The sequence below is a fragment of the Flavobacterium sp. genome (genome assembly GCF_965657075.1).
Lineage (GTDB): Bacteria > Bacteroidota > Bacteroidia > Flavobacteriales > Flavobacteriaceae > Flavobacterium.
This window is the reverse complement of the sequence record NZ_CBFHMV010000002.1, coordinates 114,987-137,499: the sequence shown is the minus strand read 5'-3', so window position 1 is coordinate 137,499 and position 22,513 is coordinate 114,987. Positions and strand designations below refer to the sequence as shown.

At 31.2% G+C, this 22,513-nt stretch carries 17 protein-coding genes; 7 read left to right on the top strand and 10 right to left on the bottom strand.

Translation table 11 applies throughout. From position 1 onward, the window contains the following. Window positions 1-91 precede the first annotated feature (91 nt). A complete protein-coding gene (locus ACTF56_RS02125; RefSeq protein ID WP_438965258.1) occupies window positions 92-1,900 on the top strand; it encodes a DNA polymerase III subunit gamma/tau in 1,809 nt (602 codons plus the stop codon). Here ACTF56_RS02125 and ACTF56_RS02120 read toward each other — a convergent pair. Genes ACTF56_RS02120 through ACTF56_RS02105 form a run of 4 tightly spaced genes read right to left on the bottom strand, consistent with a single transcriptional unit; the run spans window position 1,897 to window position 6,399 of the window. Next, window positions 1,897-2,907, bottom strand: coding sequence for a hypothetical protein (locus tag ACTF56_RS02120; protein WP_438965257.1), 1,011 nt, complete (start codon window positions 2,905-2,907; stop codon window positions 1,897-1,899). The genes ACTF56_RS02125 and ACTF56_RS02120 overlap by 4 nt on opposite strands. Before the next feature lie 2 nt (window positions 2,908-2,909). Further along, complete coding sequence (locus ACTF56_RS02115; protein WP_438965256.1) at window positions 2,910-3,800, bottom strand: Ppx/GppA phosphatase family protein; 891 nt, start codon at window positions 3,798-3,800, stop codon at window positions 2,910-2,912. An 11-nt stretch (window positions 3,801-3,811) separates the two neighbouring features. Further along, the gene (ppk1, locus tag ACTF56_RS02110) at window positions 3,812-5,926 is read right to left on the bottom strand and encodes a polyphosphate kinase 1 (protein ID WP_438965255.1); all 2,115 of its coding nucleotides are present in this window, start codon (window positions 5,924-5,926) and stop codon (window positions 3,812-3,814) included. Beyond that, on the bottom strand, window positions 5,923-6,399 hold the full coding sequence (locus ACTF56_RS02105) for a SixA phosphatase family protein (protein ID WP_438965254.1): 477 nt from the start codon (window positions 6,397-6,399) through the stop codon (window positions 5,923-5,925). Before ACTF56_RS02105 ends, ppk1 begins: the two co-directional genes overlap by 4 nt. A 104-nt stretch (window positions 6,400-6,503) precedes the next feature. On the opposite strand from ACTF56_RS02105, the gene ACTF56_RS02100 reads away from it, so the two are divergent. After that, on the top strand, window positions 6,504-7,433 hold the full coding sequence (locus ACTF56_RS02100) for a PorP/SprF family type IX secretion system membrane protein (RefSeq protein WP_438965253.1): 930 nt from the start codon (window positions 6,504-6,506) through the stop codon (window positions 7,431-7,433). A gap of 13 nt (window positions 7,434-7,446) precedes the next feature. Continuing rightward, window positions 7,447-9,405, top strand: a complete 1,959-nt coding sequence (locus ACTF56_RS02095) for an OmpA family protein (protein ID WP_438965252.1) — start codon at window positions 7,447-7,449, stop codon at window positions 9,403-9,405. 395 nt (window positions 9,406-9,800) lie between these two features. Here the strand turns inward: ACTF56_RS02095 and ACTF56_RS02090 are convergent, their stop codons facing one another. The 3 genes from ACTF56_RS02090 to ACTF56_RS02080 all read right to left on the bottom strand — a co-directional run bounded on the left by ACTF56_RS02090 (window position 9,801) and on the right by ACTF56_RS02080 (window position 12,175). Continuing rightward, complete coding sequence (locus tag ACTF56_RS02090; protein WP_438965251.1) at window positions 9,801-10,292, bottom strand: CAP domain-containing protein; 492 nt, start codon at window positions 10,290-10,292, stop codon at window positions 9,801-9,803. Between the two features lie 167 nt (window positions 10,293-10,459). Beyond that, window positions 10,460-11,104 (bottom strand): pyridoxamine 5'-phosphate oxidase, encoded by a 645-nt coding sequence (gene pdxH, locus ACTF56_RS02085; protein ID WP_438965250.1) that lies wholly within the window; start codon window positions 11,102-11,104, stop codon window positions 10,460-10,462. Between the two features lie 165 nt (window positions 11,105-11,269). Then, a complete protein-coding gene (locus tag ACTF56_RS02080) occupies window positions 11,270-12,175 on the bottom strand; it encodes a ribonuclease Z (protein ID WP_438965249.1) in 906 nt (301 codons plus the stop codon). A 257-nt stretch (window positions 12,176-12,432) separates the two neighbouring features. Here ACTF56_RS02080 and ACTF56_RS02075 point away from each other — a divergent pair, with 257 nt between their 5' ends. Continuing rightward, complete coding sequence (locus tag ACTF56_RS02075) at window positions 12,433-17,685, top strand: choice-of-anchor J domain-containing protein (RefSeq protein ID WP_438965248.1); 5,253 nt, start codon at window positions 12,433-12,435, stop codon at window positions 17,683-17,685. Window positions 17,686-17,762: 77 nt separating this feature from the next. Here the strand turns inward: ACTF56_RS02075 and ACTF56_RS02070 are convergent, their stop codons facing one another. From ACTF56_RS02070 to pyrR, 3 genes are all read right to left on the bottom strand, one after another. Next, window positions 17,763-18,095, bottom strand: a complete 333-nt coding sequence (locus ACTF56_RS02070; protein ID WP_438965247.1) for a ribonuclease Z — start codon at window positions 18,093-18,095, stop codon at window positions 17,763-17,765. Window positions 18,096-18,148: 53 nt separating this feature from the next. Beyond that, entirely contained in the window at window positions 18,149-19,078 is a 930-nt protein-coding gene (locus ACTF56_RS02065) for an aspartate carbamoyltransferase catalytic subunit (RefSeq protein ID WP_438965246.1), read from the bottom strand. Between the two features lie 72 nt (window positions 19,079-19,150). Beyond that, window positions 19,151-19,693 (bottom strand): bifunctional pyr operon transcriptional regulator/uracil phosphoribosyltransferase PyrR, encoded by a 543-nt coding sequence (pyrR, locus tag ACTF56_RS02060; protein WP_438965245.1) that lies wholly within the window; start codon window positions 19,691-19,693, stop codon window positions 19,151-19,153. Window positions 19,694-19,841: 148 nt separating this feature from the next. On the opposite strand from pyrR, the gene rlmD reads away from it, so the two are divergent. The 3 genes from rlmD to ACTF56_RS02045 are packed head-to-tail and all read left to right on the top strand — an operon-like array spanning window position 19,842 to window position 22,459. Next, complete coding sequence (rlmD, locus tag ACTF56_RS02055; RefSeq protein WP_438965244.1) at window positions 19,842-21,254, top strand: 23S rRNA (uracil(1939)-C(5))-methyltransferase RlmD; 1,413 nt, start codon at window positions 19,842-19,844, stop codon at window positions 21,252-21,254. A 40-nt stretch (window positions 21,255-21,294) separates the two neighbouring features. After that, window positions 21,295-21,792: a DUF6452 family protein gene (locus tag ACTF56_RS02050; protein ID WP_438965243.1), complete on the top strand. Its 498-nt coding sequence runs from the start codon at window positions 21,295-21,297 to the stop codon at window positions 21,790-21,792. Then, the gene (locus ACTF56_RS02045; protein WP_438965242.1) at window positions 21,773-22,459 is read left to right on the top strand and encodes a DUF6048 family protein; all 687 of its coding nucleotides are present in this window, start codon (window positions 21,773-21,775) and stop codon (window positions 22,457-22,459) included. The genes ACTF56_RS02050 and ACTF56_RS02045 overlap by 20 nt, the downstream gene beginning before the upstream one ends. Window positions 22,460-22,513: the final 54 nt, after the last annotated feature.

Genomic DNA, 22,513 nt, shown 5'->3' with positions numbered 1-22,513 from the left:
TTTAAATTAAATCAAAAAAAAACTTACATATTATATTCAACAAACTCTAAACTTTTAAACTTTTAACTATATTTGTTTTTCAAATTATTCTATGGAACAGTTTATAGTATCAGCTCGAAAATATCGTCCTCAAACGTTCAAAGATGTTGTAGGACAAAAAGCTATTACAAATACTTTACTTAATGCTATTGAAAATAATCACTTAGCACAAGCATTACTTTTTACAGGTCCTAGAGGTGTTGGAAAAACTACTTGTGCGAGAATTTTAGCTCGAAAAATCAACCAAGAAGGTTATGATGACCCAAACGAGGATTTTTCGTTTAATGTTTTTGAGTTAGATGCTGCTTCCAACAATAGTGTTGATGATATTAGAAACATTATTGATCAAGTCAGAATACCACCACAAACCGGAAAATATAAAGTCTATATTGTGGATGAGGTGCACATGTTATCTCAAGCGGCTTTTAATGCTTTTTTAAAGACTTTAGAAGAGCCACCAAGACATGCCATTTTTATATTAGCAACTACCGAAAAACATAAAATTTTACCTACAATTTTATCTCGTTGTCAAATTTTTGATTTCAAGCGAATTACTATTAATGATGCTAAAGAACATTTAAAAGAAATTGCTACCGAACAAGGAGTGACTTTTGAAGATGATGCGTTACATATTATTGCTCAAAAAGCAGACGGTGCTATGCGTGACGCTTTATCCATTTTTGATAGAGTAGTTTCATATTGTGGAAATAATTTAACACGACAAGCCGTTTATGAAAATCTAAATGTACTAGATTTTGAATATTATATTAAAGTAACCGATTTGATTCTTGAAAATAAAATTCCAGAATTGCTTTTAGCTTTTGATGATATTTTAGCCAAAGGTTTTGATGGACATCATTTTATTGCAGGTTTAGCATCTCACTTTAGAGATTTATTGGTTTGTCAAACGCCATCTACTTTGACGCTATTGGATTCTGGTGAACAAGCAAAGGCATTATATAGTGCTCAATCTCAAAAAGCTTCACAAGACTTTTTATTGAAAGGAATTGATTTGGCAAATACTACAGATTTAAACTACAAAATCAGTCAAAATCAACGTTTGTTGGTTGAATTATGTTTGATGCAATTGGCTTCTATCACTTTTGATGGAGAAAAAAAAAAGCCTGAATCCTTCATAATTCCAGCTACTCATTTTAGAAATAATTCGTATTCAATTACGGAAGTCAAGCCAATTGATAGTGTGCAGTCACAGTCGTCAATTATCAGTAATAAGATTGCAGAAGGCAAAAATCAAGTTGAAGAAAAAAAGGAACAGATTGTTGAAGAAAGTGTTGAGTCAAAATCCATCAATAAACAGTTTGAGGATAAACAAATTGAAACAACTGAAACAATAAAAACGGAAATAACTCCAACAACCAACAACCAACCCTTAACAACTCAACCAAAAGTTTCTGCATTTTCATTAGCTGGATTGAGAGCTAAAAAAGAATTGGAAGCCAAACAAACTGCTCATTTGAGTTCCATAGAACGCTTGCCAACGGAATCATTTTCTGAAACGGATTTGCTTTTATTATGGAATAAATATGCGCAACGATTGTCTGATACAGGAAAAAAATTAATGTCAACTTACATGTTGATGAATGAACCAAAAGTAAATGGTTCGACTATTCTTTTAGAACTACCTAATCAAAGTACCAAAGAGGAATTTTTATCGGGAAGTATCGAGTTAATTGGCTATTTACGTGGTAAACTACACAATCATGATCTTGTAATTGAGGTTCTTGTAAACGAAACTGTTGAAAAAAAATATGCTTTTACACCAGACGACAAATACGAAAGATTGAGAGCTATAAATCCTGCTATAGATGTATTGAGAAAAACTTTTGATTTGGATGTTTAATCATAATAAAATTGAATTTTTATTTCATTTAAAAAACCATCCTTGTAATAATAATTTACAAAACCATTATTATTTAAAAATTTAACTTCAACAACATATTGATCCTTATAATTTTTAAAAAAAAGTCTAGAATAATCAATATACTTACTGGAATTAGGAAATAGTTTTTTAATTTTAGAATGATTATCATCAATTTTTAAACCTAAAATTTCTATATAACCTCTATTTGAATATCTTTCATATTCATCCTCAATCATTTTAATTTCAATTATTTCTATAATACCTTTTTCATTAAAATAATAATTGTTGTAAGAATTATTGTAATAGTTAAAAGCTTCAGGCTTTTTTTCAAAACTAAATTTATTATTAAATCTGTCTTCGGTTTGAATATAGGTGAGAGAATTAAATTTAATAATTGAATCTAATTGATTTACATTTCTAGCAAAAACTATAGAATCATTTATCTTGAACTTTTCAACTTCTATTGAATCTAAAAGTAGAGTTCTATCTTCACTATATATATCATCATAATATTGTTTTATTGGGGCATCAAAAAAAGCTTTGATTTCATTATTTTTGGATAAAGTTTTATAAATTTCATTATTATTATCTAGAAATGAATCACCATTATAATCAATAATCAATTTTTGATATTCATCAAGATTAAAATAGATTGTATCTAAATAGGTATTTGATTTTAATATCAATTGATTTTCGATTCTTAAACATCCAATACATCTTTTCTTACAGTAATCACCTACTTTTTTCCATTTAAATGATTTTTCTTTTAACTTCTTAAAATCATCAATTAAACTTGCAGTACATTTTATTTTTTTTGAAGATATTCCGAACCCTGAAGTTTCATCATGTATAAATAAATTACATGGACCATCATCTGGTTCTTCGTAAACTCTACTAAAGATTATGTATGAATCATCTTTTTGCTTATTTTGAGATAATAAACAAGTCTGAAAAATCAAAAATAAAAGCAAAAGTAAATGTTTCATAATCAAATTCTATCAAAATACATAGCTTTTACAATACCATCTGAAAGTCCAATTTTGGGTACATATATTTGTCTTGCACCGCTCCATTTCATGGCATTCAAATAAATTCGAGTTGCTGGAATAATTACATCGGCTCTGTCAGGATTTAATCCTAATTCAGAAATCCTTTGTTCGTAGGTCATAGCGTTTAGTTTCTGATATTGAGCATTAATATACACGTAAGATAAAGGGGCATCTTGATGCTTTTCTGACAATTTAAATAACTTGTTAATGTTTCCTCCTGAACCAATTAAAGTTACGTTATCATATTCAGCAGTTGCCGTTTTTATCCATTTTTCAATTTCGGTCCAAACTACATCATTTACCATATTATTTAGCAAACGTACGGTTCCGTTTTTAAAAGATCTTGAAACAATCATTTTACCATTACTAAATAAAGAAAATTCGGTACTTCCACCACCTACATCAACAAATAAATACGTTTTATCTGAATTTATAAAATGTTTTAAATCGGAAGAGGCAATAATGGATGCTTCCACTTTTCCATCAATAATATCAATATCTATATTGGCTTGTTCTTTAATAATGGAAACCACATCTTTACCATTGTAAGCTTCTCGCATGGCTGAAGTAGCACAAGCCTTGTATTTTTCAACATTATGCACTTTCATTAATAAACTAAATGCTTTCATGGCATCAACCATTCTATTGATGTTGGTTTCCGAAATTTCGCCAACTGTGAATGCATCTTGCCCCAAACGAATAGGTACACGAACTAAAGAACTTTTATTAAATTGAGTAGGTTTACCGTTTTCTTCAACAATATTGGTTACTAATAATCTCATGGCATTAGAACCTATGTCAATTGCGGCATATTTTTTTATTTGAATCATTATTTTGGGCTCTATTCTTTAATGTCTTTATAAATTACAGTTAATTTATTTCTGTAATAATTGTATAACTCTTGTTGTGCTCTAAAGGGTTTTGCTCCTTTTTCCTTACGATAAACATTATTTAATTTATCGTTATGAATTCTAGCTTTTACATTGGCTTTCCAACAAATATTATAAGTTTCGATTAATTCATTTTTAATATCGTCATCATAAATTGGACAAGTAACTTCTACCCTCGAATCTAAATTTCTTGTCATAAAATCTGCCGAAGTAATGTAAACTTCAGGATTTCCATCATTTTCAAAAATATAAATTCTGGAATGTTCTAAATAATTATCTACAATACTTATGGCTTCAATATTTTCGCTCATACCAACAACACCAGGAATCAAACAACAAATTCCTCTAACTATCAACTTAATTTTCACACCTGATCTGCTGGCTTCATAAAGTTTATCAATCATCTTAAAATCTGTTAAGCTATTCATTTTTAGACTAATTGAAGCACTTTTTCCTAAATTTACATTTAAAATTTCACGATCAATTAATTTGATAAATCTTGAACGTGAATAATGAGGAGATACGATCAAATGTTTGTAGCGATGAATGCGATAATTAACATCAAAAAAATCAAAAACTTTGTTGACATCTTTTAAAATTTTTTGATTGTAAGTAAACAATGTAACATCAGTATAAAAATTGGCTGTGACTTCATTAAAGTTTCCTGTAGAAATTAATCCGTAAAACTTTACTTTTTCGTTTTCTTTTCTTTCAATAATACAGACTTTACTGTGTACTTTTAGGCCTTTTACACCAAAAATAAGATTGATACCTTCTTTTTGCATTTGCTCCGAATAGGAAATATTGTTAGCTTCATCAAAACGGGCTTGCAATTCAATTTGAACCGTAACTTTTTTGCCGTTTTTGGCTGCATTAATCAATGAACTAACGATTTGAGAATTCTTAGCCAAACGATACAAAGTAATTTTTATAGAAACCACTTTAGGGTCTAAAGCCGCTTCTCTTAAAAACCGAATTACATACGAAAATGACTGATAAGGCGCATGAAGTAAATAATCCTTCTTTTTAATTTTAGATAAAATACTTCCCTCTAAATCTAGTCCAGAAATGGGTAACGGTGTATTTCTTCTGTAAAGTAAATCGTATCTTCCTAGATTGGGAAAATTCATGTAATCGCGTCTGTTATGATATCTTCCGCCAGGAATAATACTATCCGAACTGTCAATTTTTAAATTGGATAATAAGTAATTAAGCAAATCTTTTGAAATGTCTTTGTCATATACAAAACGAACGGGTTCCCCTATACTTCTATCTTTTACGGAATCCGAAATTTTTTCAAGTAAACTTTTTGATAAATCACTATCAAATTCTAATTGAGCATCACGCGTAATTTTAATCATGTGTGCTTCAATTTTTTCATAATTAAAAATAGTGAAAATACTGTGCAAATGAAACCGAATAACATCGTCCAAAAGAATAATATATTGCTTATCCGAATTGGTTGGTAAAACTACAAATCGATTAATTGTTTTTGGAATTTCTACAATGGCATACTTAATTTCTTTAGTTTCAATTGTTGAATCGTCGCTTTCATGAACTGGCTTCATTTGTAATTTCACTGCCAAATATCCCGAGGTATCGCTTAATAAAGGAAATTCATCTAAATCATTTAACATAATAGTTACAACAGCAGGACTCACATTTTGAATGAAAAAATTTTTAATAAATTCTTCTTGTTCTTTATTAATTTCTTTTTCAGTAATGATGTAAATGTTTTCTTTTTCTAAACGATTTTCAATATCACTAAGAATGCGAAGACTTTCAGATTGTTGCGAAATAACAACATCCGTGATATCATTTAAAAGTTTTTGAGCTGAAATTCCTCCTAAAATATTTTCTGTATTATCCATTTCAATAGATAATCGTCTTAAAGATGCATATCTAACTCTAAAAAATTCGTCCAAATTATTTGAAAAAATTCCCAAAAAACGCAATCTATCTAATAAAGGCACACTTTCATCTGAAGCTTCTTGAAGGACACGAGCATTAAAAGTCAACCAACTTTTTTCTCTGTCTATATATTTGTTTTTATTTAATTCTATCATCTTAAATCTTTAGGAAATAATGTTTTGTGAACTACAGCACTTTTCGGCTTTATATTTCTATCTACAAATTTAAGAATTACTACTCCAGAAGTTGGAATATTTTCAAAATATTTTTCACTGTATTTATTTACGAAATCAGTTAATGCATTATTGTGTCCAAAAACAATTAAATTGTTAGTAAAATTCTCTTTTATCACCTTTTCAAAATTCAATAAATCAAAAGTATAAAGTTCATTTATAAAATGAATTGTATTGATATTTAACTTAAAAACGGATGCAAAAATTGAAGCAGTTAATAAAGTTCGCTCTGAATTACTTGATATAATGTTAAAATAATTGACATCAATCAAATTAAATAACTCAGTAAATACGATATTCGCATCAATAATTCCTCTTTCCGATAGTGGTCTTTTTTTATCTTCTAAATTAAAGTCCCATGAAGATTTTGAGTGTCTAATTAATAATAATTGCATGGTTGTGTAATTTATATTTTGTGAAACAAATGGATTAATATAATATCGCCCTTTAAATAATCAAAATAATATGTACATTAGCTTGTTTATAACTAATTAAATAAATGAGAACAAAGCTATTATTATTGGTATTATTATTATCGGGGATTGACATGTATTCTCAACAGGATTCGCAATTCACGCAGTATATGTACAATACGATTAACATTAATCCTGCCTATGCTGGGTCAAGAGGAGTTATGAGTGTTTTTGGTTTATACCGAAATCAATGGGTTGGATTAGATGGTGCTCCAGTTACTATGGCGGGTTCATTCAACACACCTATTGCTAATTCTAACATCGGATTGGGATTATCTGTGCTAAAGGACGAAATAGGTCCTTCTGATGAGACAAGTGTTTCAGCCGACATTTCATATTCTATTCCAACATCGGAACGATTTAAGTTGTCCTTTGGAGTAAAAGCAACGGCTAATTTACTAAACATTGATTTCACAAAATTAAATATTTACAACCCAACAGATCCTCGATTTCAAAACAGTGTTGACAATAGATTTTCACCAAACGTAGGAGCAGGATTATATTTTCATTCTGACAAAACGTATTTAGGATTATCAGTTCCAAATATTTTAGAAACAAAACATTTTGATCAAAGCAGCACCAGCAATTCTGCCAGTTTTGTAGCCACAGAGCGCATGCACTATTATTTTATTGCAGGTCATGTTTTTGATTTAAGTCCTTCTTTACAATTCAAACCAGCGGTTTTAACCAAAATGGTTCAAGGAGCACCTTTACAAGTAGATGTTTCAGGAAACTTTTTAATCAATGAAAAACTGACTTTAGGAGTAGCTTACCGATGGGATGCTGCTGTGAGTGCAATGGCAGGTTTTCAAGTAAATGACAGTTGGTTTATTGGTTATGGATATGATTTAGAAACCACTAAATTAGGAAATTACAATTCGGGTTCGCATGAAATATTTTTACGATACGAATTATTCCAAAATTATGACCGCGTTATTTCACCAAGATTCTTCTAAAATACAAGCAAATATGAAAACAAGAATAATTATAGTTTTATTGCTAATGAGTACCTTTTCTGTTTTAGGACAAAAAGTACAAGTGAAAAAAGCAGATAATAAATACGACAAATTTGAATATATTGACGCCATTGAAATTTATGAGCGTGTTGCTAATAAAGGATTTGTATCAGCAGATGTGTATCAAAAATTAGGTAATGCTTACTATTTTAATGCTGAATTAGACAAAGCCGCTGGTTGGTATACAAAACTAATGGACTTGGGGCAAACCGTAGAGCCAGAATATTATTTTAGATATTCACAATCGTTAAAATCATTAGGCGAATACGAAAAAGCTAACAAAATGTTGGATAAATTCTACGAACTAAAGGGTGAAGATAGTAGAGGAAAAAAATACGAAGCAAACAAAGATTATTTACAAGTAATCCAAGAAAATTCTGGACGATTTGTAGTAGAAAATGCAGGTTCAATCAATTCTAAATATTCTGATTATGGTTCAGCAATTAATGGAGAGTATTTAATATTCACTTCTGCTAGAGATACCGGTGGAGTTGCCAGTAGAAAACACAAATGGACTAATCAATCGTTCACTAACCTGTACCAGTCCAAAGTAAGTAGTAGTGGGAATTTAGAAAAACCAGAACGTTTTTCAAAAGCAATAAATTCAAAGTTTCATGAGTCAACACCTATTTTTACAAAAGACGGTCAAACCATGTACTTTACAAGAAATAACTACACCAACGGAAAAGCTGGAAAAGATAGCGAAAGAATCATCCTGCTAAAATTATACAAGGCCACTTTAGAAGATGGAAAATGGACCAACGAAGTGGAATTACCTTTTAACAGCAACGAATATAGTGTAGCACACCCAGCATTATCACCAGACGATAAAACACTATATTTTGCATCCGATATGCCTGGAACTTTAGGTTTGTCAGATATATTTAAGGTAGATGTTCTTGGTGGAGACAGTTACGGAACTCCTGTAAATTTAGGAAAAACCATCAATACAGAAGGAAGAGAAACATTCCCATTTGTAACCGATGAAAATGATTTGTATTTTGCTTCTGACGGGCAATTAGGTCTTGGAGGATTAGATATCTTTTTAATCAGTTTAGAAGAAGATTCAAAAGCTTCAAAAGAAGTACTAAACGTTGGAGCACCAGTAAATAGTAAAAATGATGACTTTGGATTTTTAATCGATACTGCAACAAAAGTAGGATTTTTTACATCCAATAGAGATGGTGGAAAAGGAAACGATGACATTTATAAATTCAAAGAACAAATTCCGCCCATCACAAAATGTGAACAAACTCTTGAAGGTGTAGCCACAGATGAAGATACCGCTTTAGTAATTCCAAACGCACAAGTGACTTTGTTGGATTTAGAAGAAAACATCATTGAGCAAAAATATGCAGACGAAAACGGAAGATACAGTTTTGATGTAGAATGTGATACCGAATATATTGTAAGAGTAACAGGACCAGACGGATATTCATCAGCAGAAAAATTTGTAAAAACATCAAGATCGTCAGGAACAACTTCAGTAGAAATTCCAGTGAAGAAAACCAAAACCAAAATCGAAAAAGATGTTGATTTAGCAACAATATTCGGAATTCAAGATATTCTTTTTGATTTAGATAAATCTAAAATTAGACCTGATGCTGCGGCTAAATTAGCCATCGTGTTAGAAGTAATGAATCAATATCCAAACATGACTATTGATGTTCGTTCTCACACCGATTGCCGCCAAACGTATGACTACAACATGGCGTTATCAGACAGAAGAGCAAAAGCTACTGTAGCTTGGTTGGTTAGAAAAGGAATTGCCAAAGATAGATTAACAGGACAAGGTTATGGAGAATCACAACTATTAAACGATTGTGGTTGTGAACCAACAAACGACTCACCATGTTCAGAAGAAGAACACCAAAAAAATAGAAGAAGTGAATTTAAAATTGTACAATACTAAAATTTACTTCAATCAAAACCAAAAAACCCGTTAAAGCAATTTAACGGGTTTTTTGGTTTGTGTACTATTAAGAGTAAGCAATATAAATTACTCAGCAATCGAAGAAATGTGAAATATTTATTACAAGAACATACTGAAAATATTTATTTCAGAAGGTTAGCAAAAACAACTAATTTCAACAATTCTAAAATAAATTCATAAGTAAATAAAGCCAATTATAGTTAACTAAAAAATGCCTATGGCGAGACCAAAAGAAACTAATTTAAGTACTTACATAATGTACCGTAAAAGTATAATATATCTACTGTTAAGTATAATTAACTTAAAATTTAGTAAACAAAAAAAACCACCTTATAAAGGTGGCTACCAAACATAATAATTAAAATCGAAAATACTTATTTTTTGATAAACATGTTTGTATAATATTTTTGACCTAAGTCATTTTGTCTAACAGAGATTCCAAAATGGGTATAATCACCTTCGATAGATGCTTTGTGACCTGCACTATTTAACCAAGCTTGAACTACTGCTTCTGGAGAAGAATAATTAAAAGCAACATTTTCTCCAACTTTTAAAGCTCCTAATGCTTGATGCATGTTGTTTTGTCTTTCACCAAAATTAGCATGTCCCACATCATTTGTAGCTACCATATATTCTGAATGCTGAGACGATTTATATGATATATGATTGATTCTTTCTAAAGTATTTAAACCTAGAGATGCTCTGTGTTGGTTAATTAAATTAAGAACTCTAGCTTCTGTTTCATTATATTCATAAACGTTGATAACTTCTACTGATTCGATTGAAGCTTCTTCAGGTGAAGAACATGAAGTCATGGAAAAAACTAATGCTAAAACTGCGATTGATTTAAGTAAATTTGTTTTCATAGTAGGTTAATTTTTTGGGAGATTTTAAAAGTGTTTGGGCAACTTTCAAAAGCCATATTAATATTTATATCTGATTTCTTGAACAAATATATAGAAGCTAAATTCCTAAAAAAAACGAAAATATGAATTATGAATATAAACAGTAAAACGTTTACGGTAAAACCTTATTATGGAGCCAATCTTTGCGTTTTCCATGAATAATCATCGGAAATTGTGTAAATAATTCGGTCATGAAGTCGGTTGGGACGACCTTGCCAAAATTCTACAGAAATAGGTTTAACTAAAAATCCACCCCAATTTTCTGGTCTTGGAATTTCTTTTCCTTCAAAAGAAGTTTCTAATGCTATTAATTTGTTTTCTAGAAAAGTTCTGTCAGGAATAACTTCACTTTGTGGAGAAACCATAGCACCTAATTTACTTCCATCAGGACGAGAAGCAAAATAATTATCTGAAACTGTTTTTGGTGTTTTTTCAGCAATACCTTTGATAATAATTTGACGCTCAGCAACTGGCCAAAAAAAAGACAAACAAACATTTGGATTTTGAAGTACAGCTCTACCCTTTTCAGAGTCATAGTTAGTATAAAAAATAAAACCTTCTTCATTAAAATGTTTTAAGAGCACTACTCTACTTTTTGGAAAACCGTCTAACCCAAGTGTTGAAACGGTCATAGCATTTACTTCTCCTACTCCATCATATGCTTCTACTTCGTGAAACCATTTGTGAAATAAATTGATTGGATCTTCTGGAATTGAAGTTTCTAATAATTCACTTTTATCATATGATTTTCTGTAGTTTCCTAAATCTTTCATTGTAACTGTTTATTTAATGTAACAAATTTACGAAGAATAAAGTTGATAAGTACGCCCAACACTTGTTAAATAGCCTTGATGGGAATGGCATCTCCCGATTTATCGGGAATAGAATGGACAGCAGGAATAAGGTAGCTAAATAAAGCCCAAGCCATTTGCTCTTAATTAAAACTCAAAACACTTTCCATCATCAGCTAAATGTATTTTTTCAAAAATAGTTTGTGCTTCTTCTTTGAATAATTCAATGTTACCGTAACGTGTAGAATAATGTCCCATAATTAGGTTTTTGGCATTGGCTTTTTTGGCAATTTCGGCTGCTTGTTTAGCAGTTGTATGCATGGTTTTTTCAGCCAAATGAGCTTCAGTTTCCAAGAAAGTACTTTCATGATATAAGACGTCAACATCTTTAATTATTGACAGAATATCTTCATTATAAACAGTATCGCTACAAAAAGCATAACTTTTTTCGTAATCTGGTTCAAAAGAAAGTTCTGCATTTGAAATGGTGGTTCCATTTTCTAAAGTTACGTCACCTCCAAACTGAATTTTTTGATAATAACAAGTATCAATATTGTAATTTTCAACCGCTTCGATGTTAAGTTTTCGCTTGGTATTTTTTTCTTTGAATAAATAACCGTTTGTATAAACACGATGTTTTAAAGGAATCGTTTTGACTATTACTTTTTCATCTTCAAAAATAATTTCACTTTCGGTTGAATTTAATTCATGAAAATATAAGTTATAACCTGTGTATGAATTGGAAATTTTAAGTTGTAATAAAATGATTTCTTTGATTCCAACTGGTCCATAAACGTGTAAATCATTTTCTCTATTTAACAAGGTAAAAGTAGAGATCAAACCAATCAAACCATAAAAATGATCCCCATGCAAATGAGAAATAAAGATGTGATTTATTCGAGAAAATTTAATTTTTTGTTTGCGCAATTGCACTTGTGTACCTTCACCACAATCAATTAAAAAAAGTTGATTTTTAAGTTCTAAAACTTGAGATGTTGGATTGGTAAAAGTTCTTGGAGTGGCTGCGTAACAACCTAAGATATTTATTTTCAAAATTAAAGTGTTATTTATTGGAAAAAAACAGCAATATAGAAATCTGTTGAGGGCTATCCAAGAAATTTACTATATTTATTTACACACTAAAAAATAGGAAAAAAGCAATTAAAAAGTCAAAACGCTAATTTTACAATATTTTTACTGATATTTTTAACAAAATGATTATATTTAACATAAAAATTGTAAAACCATAAATTTATAACACTTAAAATTTTAAATTTACATCTTATTAACTAATTATTAAACTCAATTAAATGAAAAAAAATTACTTTTTTTTATTGTTAGCACTACTTATGTGTTTGCAACTAAAAGCACAAGTAAGTAACTATGTTTTTTCTCAAAGTGTTGGCACCTATACGCCCATTACTGGAGGAACAGTAGTACTTAGTGGTAGTGCTCTTGATTCTAATGGAATAGCAGTTACTTTGCCAACTCCATTTATTTTTAATGGTGTTTCTGTAACACAAGTATTTGCTAAGGTTGATGGATATCTTGCTTTAGGTGTTGGAGCTTTTTCATCTACTTCTCCAATTTCTAATTCAACAGCTGCAACTGGTGTAATTGCTGCACTTGCATGTGATTTAATGGATGCAAATGCCAGTGGTACGGTTCCTGAAGTTAGATGGGAACAAATTGGAGATGAAATCATTTTTCAATGGAACGACATGGCACGTTACACGTCTAGTACTTCAGTAGAAATATTTGATTTTCAGATTAGATTAAATACTGTAAATGGTACTATTAATATTGTATATTCTGATTTTTCATCAGTAAATGCAACAACAACTTATACACCTCAAGTAGGTTTAAGAGGTGCAACAAATACAGATTACAATTCTAGAAGACTAACAACAAGTGTACCTGATACAAGTCCTTCATGGGATGATACAGTTGCAGCAACATCTAATGGCCATAATGTACGTTTTACAAGTACTTCACCAGCAGCTTTTCCTGATAATGGAAGAACTTTTACATGGACAGCTCCAACTCCTTGTACAGGAGCACCTGTAGCAGGAACTTTAAACGGAACATTCCAAATTCTTTGTACAGGAACAACACCAAGTGCAATAGTAACTACAGGTTTCTCAACAGGAGTTACTGGATTATCATTTCAATGGGAAGAGTCTGATGATAATGGTGCCGCTGATGCTTGGTCTAATGCAGTTGGTGGTACAGGTGCAACTACAGCAAGTTACACACCACCTTCTTTTGCAGGAAGTTCAATTTACTATAGATTAACTGTAACTTGTAGTAATTCAAGCACTTCAGCTTCTACTTCATCATTTAATTTGATTCCAGCTACAAGTCCTTCAGTTGAAGTGACTAATGTTAATACAACTGCAATTACAAATACTGGATTTTCATTGAATTGGACTAATGGTAATGGTAACAGAAGATATGTAGTTGTTAATAATACCAATAGTTTTACTGATCCAGTAAATGGAACAACAGGACCTGCGACTGCAGCTGCTTTATATGCAGGGTCAGGGGAACAAGTTGTTTACGATGGAACAGGAAGTTCAGTAACGGTTTCAGGTTTAACTTGTAACACAACCTATTATGTAAGAGTTTATGAATACCTTAGATGTGGCACAACACCAACTTTTGATTACTATTACAACATAAATGGTAACACTTCAAATCCTTCTGGTTTTACAACTACTCAACCAGTAAGTGCAAGTTTACCTGCTAGTAATGATTTTACTGGGTTTACTGGTGCAAATTTAGCTACTGTTTTACCGGGTTGGTCAGAAGCTGCTGGAGCTTCCTCACCTTCAGGATCAACTTCAGCATGGATTAGTTCAACTGTTTTTGGTTCAGCAACTACAGCTAAAATCAACTTATATACAACAACTAGAAACGAATGGATAGTATCTCCTAGAGTTACTATAAATGCTGATTCAAGATTAAAATTTAAAGCAGCAATAACTGACTTTGGTAATGGAAATATTGACGCAGCTGGAATGCAAGGTACTGATGACAAAGTTTTTGTCATGGTATCTACCGATGGTTGTGGATTAACTTGGACTCCTGTTTACACTTTTGAAGCATCCAACACAAACACATTAACTAATATCTTAACAGATTATATTGTTTCTTTAAATGCCTACATCGGACAAACCATTCAAATTGCTTTTAAAGCTCAAGATGGTCCTGTTGATGATGCTCCAGATTATGATTTTCATATTGGCAGCATAGTTATTGAAAATTTACCAACTTGTGATTTACCTACTAGTTTGGTTGTTTCAAATGTTTTATCAACTTCTGCAACATTAAGCTGGAACGCACCTTCAATTGCACCGGCAAATGGTTATGAATATTATTTTGATACAGTAAATACAACTCCAACTGTTTCAGGTAGTGCAACTGCTTTAACTACTGCTGATTTGGCTTCGCTTATGCCTAACACAACTTATTATGTTTGGGTTAGAAGTATTTGCGCAACAGGTAATGAAAGTCCTTGGACTGCTTCTGCGTCTTTTTACACAGGATATTGTATACCTGTTTCTACAAGTAGTTTAACATATATTGACAATTTCAGTACAACAAATGCTAGTGTAGATGTATCTAATTTGACATCAGGTTATGCTACTAGTGGTTATCAAAACAACTTCGCAACTTTAGGAGTTACTGAATTTGTGAATGGTACTTTTGATGTAAATGCTTCAATAGTTGGTGGTTCATTAGGACTAGCGGTTTGGGTAGATTGGAATAACAATTTAACTTTTGAAACTTCAGAAGTGGTTTATTCTACTTCATCTTATGGGTCAGGTCCTTATAATTTTGCAATTACTATTCCTTCAACAACAATACCAGGAGACTATGTAATGAGAGTTATGGTAGATTATAATGATAGTAATCCTGGTGATGATTCAGCATGTGGATTTGGAGGAACACGTGGAGAAGTTGAAGATTACAAATTGACTGTTTTAGCTCAACCAACAGACGCGGTTGACTTTGCTAATTTACAATCATTTGTAGCAAATAATTCGGAAGTAACCTCTATTGAATCTTGCCAAAGTGTAGATGTGTACACTCAAGGTTGGGAAGATGGAGTTACTAATGCAAACGCAACTGCTCCAGGTGCAGGAATTGAGGTTTGGATAGGTAAATCAGGGGATGATACTGATCCTGCAACTTGGTCTGAAAGTTTATGGACTGTTGCAACTTATAACGTAGATTCAGGTAATAATGACGAATTTGTAGTGAATTACTCAGGACTTACTTTAGGCACTCATTATTTTGCAAGTAGATGGCGTTTAAACAATGGACCTTTTAGATATGGAGCTACAAATAATGGTTTCTGGAACGGTACAACAAACACAAATGCACCTTTAAATGTTGTTGCGCCTGTAGAAATCACTTCATCTGCAACAAATATGATTACATGTGCTGGAAATCCTACTACGATTACAGCAACTAGTACAAATACGAACTATGAATATGTATGGGATGATGCTGCTAATACCATTGGAGCTGTATTAACAGTATCGCCAACTCAAACTACTACTTATGTTGTTACAGGAACAAATGTTTTAACTGGTTGTACAAATACATCTTCTATTACAATAAATGTTAATACACTTCCTTCAACTCCTACAATTGCAGCTTCAAACAATACAGTTTGTTCAGAAGAAATTGTTACTTTAAGTGCTTCTAGCAGTGACACTGTTTCTTTATTCAATGAAGGTTTTGAAAATGGAGTACCTCCTACAGGATGGGCTTCATTCATTGGAACAAATGGTTTGGGGTCAACTTATAATTGGACAACAAACACTAGCTCTTTTTCTGGCTCAAATGCAGCTTTTGTTAGATATGAAAATGTAACTGGTGGAAACGCAGAAGATTGGTTAGTAACTCCAATGATTGATTTAACTAACATTACTAATCCGAATTTATCTTTTTATACAAAACAAGGTTTCTCTAGTGATTTTGGTAGTAATTATTATGTAAAAGTTTCAACAACTTCACAAACAGACATGACTACATTTACAGATGCAGCTACATGGACAGAAGGGACTTTAAATAGTGCTTTTAGTGTTTACGAAATGAAAAATGTTGATTTAAGTGCATACGTTGGACAACAAGTATATTTAGCATTTGTTATGACTAACGATGATGGAGATAACTGGTTTATTGATGATGTTAATGTGAGTGCTTCAGCCGTAAATAATGTAGTGTGGACACCAACTACAAATTTATATTCTGATGCTGCAGCTACTATTGCTTATGTAGCAAATACACCCTCAAATATGGTATATTATAAATCTAATACTAATGGCGCTGAAACAATAACTGCTATGGCTGTGTCTAATAATTTATGTGAAAGCTCTGACACAACATCAATAACAGTAAATGTAACTGCTGCTCCTACAGCAACCGCTCAAACATTTTGTAACAGTGCAACTGTTGCTGATTTAATGGCAACTGGTACAAATCTAGCTTGGTATGATCAAATGTCTGGTGGAACAGCTCTTATTTCTACAGCAACTTTAGCAACAGGAAATTATTATGTTTCTCAAACTTTGAACTCTTGTGAAAGTGAAAGAACTTTGGTAAGTGTTACAGTAAATGTAACTGCTGCTCCAACAGCAACCGCTCAAACATTTTGTAATAGTGCAACTGTTGCTGATTTAATGGCAACTGGTACTAATCTAGCTTGGTATGATCAAATGTCTGGTGGAACAGCTCTTATTTCTACAACAACTTTAGCAACAGGAAATTATTATGTTTCTCAAACTTTGAACTCTTGTGAAAGTGAAAGAACTTTGGTAAGTGTTATAGTAAATGTAACTGCTGCACCAACAGCAACCGCTCAAACATTTTGTAATAGTGCAACTGTTGCTGATTTAATGGCAACTGGTACAAATTTAACTTGGTATGATCAAATGTCTGGTGGAACAGCTCTTATTTCTACAGCAACTTTAGCAACAGGAAATTATTATGTTTCTCAAACTTTGAACTCTTGTGAAAGTGAAAGAACTTTGGTAAGTGTTATAGTAAATGTAACTGCTGCTCCAACCGGAGATGCATTACAAAACTTTAATGTTGCTGCATTATCAGAGGCTACAGTTGCTGATTTAATGGCTACTGGTTCAAATATAATCTGGTATGCAACTGCTGCTGATGCAATTGCTGGTTCAAACCCATTAGCTTCAACAGTTCAATTGGTAAATGGGGAAACTTATTATGCCACACAGACAGTTAATAGTTGTACGAGTTTGACCTCATTAGAAGTAACAGTAACAGTAACATTAGGAAATGAAGGTTTCGACTTAACAAAATTAAAATACTATCCTAACCCAGTAATTGATGTTGTATCAATAAGCTATTCAAATGTAATTACTACAGTTGAAGTATTTAATTTGGTTGGACAAAAAGTAATGGCTATTCAGCCAAATAATAATGAACTAAACTTAAATATGTCTAATTTAGAAGCTGGTGCTTACATTATTCAATTACAAAGCGAAGGCTTAATTGAAAGTATTAAATTAATCAAGAAATAATTTAATTGTTAACTTCTATAAAAAGAAAACGTCTCGAGAAATCGAGACGTTTTTTTGTATTTAAAAACTAAAAAAAATTAAAACCCTAAATCTCTTTCAATTTCTTCCATTTCAATAATATCATGAGCTTCTAATATAGAAGGAACAACCATTAAATAATCTGGAATTTCATTAAAATCTATGTTTTCAGCTACAAAAACCATAGTTTTTTTTTCTTTTTTAAATTTTTTGGCTAAATCTTTAGCTTCTTTTAAATCTTTTATATTTAAATTTTCATCTTTAGAAATATCTAAAATTAAATTTTGTTTTTTAAAAGAATTGAACTGTTCTGAAATCTTTATAATAAAATTAGAAAAATTTCCTTGAGTATCTTTAATTATTGAAGTATGACCTTGTTGTTCTACTTTCATCTTAAATTTAGAATTTAGAAATTAGAATTCAGAAATTCCTGAATTAATATATATTATTGCTTAATCTTACTTGCCAAAAGATAAATCACAGCCATTCGAACTGCTACTCCATTTTCAACTTGATTTAAAATTACCGAATGATTTGAATCTGCCACATCTGAAGTGATTTCTACTCCTCTGTTTATTGGTCCAGGATGCATGATTACAATTTCTTTGTTTAGCGAATCTAATAATTCTTTATCCAAACCATATTGTTGTGCATATTCCCGAGTAGAAGGAAAATAATTCACATCTAAACGTTCATTTTGTACACGCAGCATATTAGCAACATCACACCATTCAAGTGCTTTTTTTAAATTAGGTTCTACTTTTACTCCAAGTGAATCTATATACTTTGGAATCAATGTATTTGGACCACATACTTTTACTTCTGCTCCTTGCATTTGAAGTGCATAAATATTTGATAAGGCAACTCTTGAATGTAAAATATCGCCTACAATTACTACTTTTTTACCAGCAACTTCACCTAATTTTTCACGAATTGTAAAACTATCTAATAAAGCTTGAGTTGGATGTTCATGTGCACCATCACCTGCATTTACAATACTAGCTTTTACATTATTAGCTAAAAAATGTGCTGCTCCTGGATTACTGTGACGCATCACAACTAAATCCACTTTCATAGAAAGAATATTATTAACGGTATCAATAAGTGTTTCTCCTTTTTTGACTGAAGATTGAGCTGCAGAAAAACTAATCACATCAGCTGAAAGTCTTTTTTGAGCTAATTCAAAAGATAATTTAGTACGAGTACTGTTTTCAAAAAAGATATTTGCAATTGTAATATCTCTCAAAGAAGGTACTTTTTTAATAGGACGATTAATAACTTCCTTGAAATGATCTGCTGTTTCAAAAATTAAATCAATATCGTTTTTATTGATGTATTTTATGCCTAGTAAATGATTTACCGATAGTTCTTTCATTTAATTAGTTTATTGTTTGTTGTTAATTGTTTGTAGTTTAAAGTCTTAATATTTAAAACTCTTATCTTAATACTAGCTCTTCCTTTCCAAATAAACAGCATCTTCCCCATCATTTTCTTGCCATTTCACAATAACTTTTTCGTTGTTAATTGCATCCACTTGTCTACCTCTATAATCTGGTTGTATCGGTAAATGACGACTAAAACGTCTGTCAATTAAAGTTAAAAGCTCAATTTCAGAAGGTCTTCCAAAAGATTGAATAGCAGTCAAAGCCGAACGAATACTTCTTCCAGTGTAAAGAACATCATCTATAAAAACAATTTTTTTATCTTCAACTATAAAATCAATCTCAGTTCTATTAGCTTCTAAAGGTTTTTCACTTCTTCTAAAATCATCTCTAAAAAAAGTAATGTCTAAAAAACCAACTTTTAAATCATTAATATTATACTCTTCTTTAAGAATTGTAGCTAATCTATTGGCTAAAAATGTTCCTCTTGGCTGAATACCAATAAGAATAGTGTTTGAAAAATCGAGATGGTTTTCAATTAACTGACAAGCCAAACGATGCAGTATGATATTGACATCCTTTGCAGTGAGCAATATTTTTTGACCCATAATGTAGTGTTGTGTTTGGTTGGTAAAAATACATATTTTTTTTGATTTTTCGATATTTTGACAACTCGATGATTAGATTAATAGGAAAATCAATTAATCTAATAATCTAACAATCTAAATATCTAAAATTTCTTTCTATTTTTGTGCCATGGGAAAAAAACGTACAGAAAAAATAGTTTTCGAAAATATAGAAGTTCTTGATGCTGGTGCTAAAGGAGTTTCGGTTGCAAAAGCACCAGAAGGTCAAGTAATATTTTTACCAAATGTTGTACCAGGTGACGTAGTTGATGTGCAAACTTTGAAAAAAAGAAAAGCCTATTTTGAAGGAAAAGCTATAAAAATTCATAAATATTCTGAACACAGAACGGAACCTGTTTGTCAACATTTTGGTGTTTGTGGTGGTTGCAAGTGGCAAAATATGAAATACAGCCAACAACTATTCTACAAAAATCAGGAAGTTTTTAATAATTTAAAACGTATAGGAAAAATCGAATTACCTGAATTTGAGCCGATTTTAGGTTCAGAAAAACAATTTTTCTATAGAAATAAAATGGAATTTGGATTTTCAGATTCACGTTGGATGACTAATGAAGAAATAGCTTCTGGAGTTGAATATGACAATAAAAATGCCTTAGGTTTTCATATTCCAAGAATGTGGGACAAAATTTTAGATATTGAAAAATGCCATTTGCAAGAAGACCCTTCAAATGCTATTCGTAATGAAGTTAGAAGTTTTGCCAATGCAAATAACATGACTTTTTTCAACCCAAGAAATCACGAAGGTTTATTGCGAACTTTAATGATTAGAACAGCTTCCACTGGAGAAATCATGGTGTTGATTCAGTTTTTTGAAGATGATAAAACTAGTAGGGATTTGATGATGAATCATTTAGCTGAAACTTTTCCTGAAATCACTTCATTACTATATGTTATTAATAGCAAACCAAATGATACTATTTACGATCAAGATATTCAATTATTCAAAGGTCGTGAGTACATTTTAGAAGAAATGGAAGGGTTGCATTTTAGTATTAATGCCAAATCTTTCTATCAAACTAATTCAAAACAAGCTTACGAATTGTATAAAATTACTAGAGAATTTGCTGGATTAACTGGAAATGAATTGGTTTACGATTTATATACTGGAACTGGAACCATTGCACAGTTCGTATCCAAAAAGGCAAAGAAAGTAATTGGTGTAGAAGCTGTTCCTGAAGCTATTTTGGATGCCAAAGCAAATGCAGAAAGAAATAACATAAGCAATTGTGAGTTCTTTGTTGGAGATATGAAAAACGTGTTCAATGATGAATTTATTGCTCAACATGGTCATCCTGATGTTATCATAACTGATCCACCAAGAGATGGAATGCATAAAGATGTTGTGGCTCAAATTCTAAAAATTGCTCCTGAAAAAGTAGTTTACGTAAGTTGTAACAGCGCTACACAAGCAAGGGATTTAGCTTTGATGGACGAACAATACAAAGTTACCCGTGTACGACCAGTAGATATGTTTCCGCAAACACATCATGTGGAAAATGTTGTACTTTTGGAAAGAAGATAGAAAGTATCAAGATTTGAGCATTAAGACTTTACTTTTAAATATGAAAAAATATATAATTACCTCTCTACTGTTGCTTTTTGCAGTTTCTTTTTGGAATTGTGAAAAAGATGATTTATGCGACCAAACAACGCCAACAACACCAAAACTTATAATTGAGTTTTATGATAATGTAAATCAAACTGAATTAAAAAATGTTACAAATCTTGGAGTTATTGAACCTACTTTTAGTACAGGATTTCCATTTAATGGAGTTAGTACTATTAGTGTTCCATTAAGAACAAATCAAGATACAACAACACTACAATTCATTTTAAACGGAAGTGATACCGACACAACAAATGATATAGTTGATGAACTGACTTTCAATTACGTGAGAAATGATGTCTATATTTCGAGAGCTTGTGGCTATAAAACTTTATTTCAATTAAACACACCAAACGGAATTACAACTTCTTCTAACAATTGGATACAAAATATTGAAATTGTTCAAGCCAATATTAACAACGAAAATGAAACTCATGTCAAAATATATTTTTAGTCTGCTTTGTTTGTGCTTTTCATATTTTGGATTAGCTCAAGAAAAAGACACCATAAAACTAAAAGAAAAATACGGATTAAGAGTTGGTCTTGATTTGCATAAACTTAGTAAATCAATATATGATTCTGATTATCAAGGATTGGAATTTGTTGGAGATTACAGAATTACTCAAAAGTATTACATTGCAGGCGAGATTGGAAATGAAAACAAAACAATCGATGATGATCGTTTTAATTTTACTACAAAAGGAACCTATTTTAAAGTAGGATTTGACTACAATACTTACAAAAACTGGTTGAACATGGATAACATGGTTTACATTGGAGCGCGCTATGGATTAAGTACTTTCAATCATACCATAAACACTTATAAAATATACCAACCTGATAACTATTTTGGTGAAAATATTGTTACTTCTGGACAAAATTTTGACAGTTTAAATGCCAGTTGGTTGGAATTAGTTGGTGGATTAAAAGCGGAACTTTTTTCTAACTTTTATGCTGGATTTTCTGTTCGATTGAATTATTTAATTTCCAATAAAAAACCAGATAATTTTGATAATTTATACATACCTGGTTACAACAGAACTTATGACGGTAAATTTGGAGTTGGTTTCAATTATACCATCAGTTACATGATTCCTATTTTTAAGAAAGATAAAAAGTAGTTTCAACTCAAAACTAATGTTATTAAATTATAAATTGTTTGGTAAAATTATTAA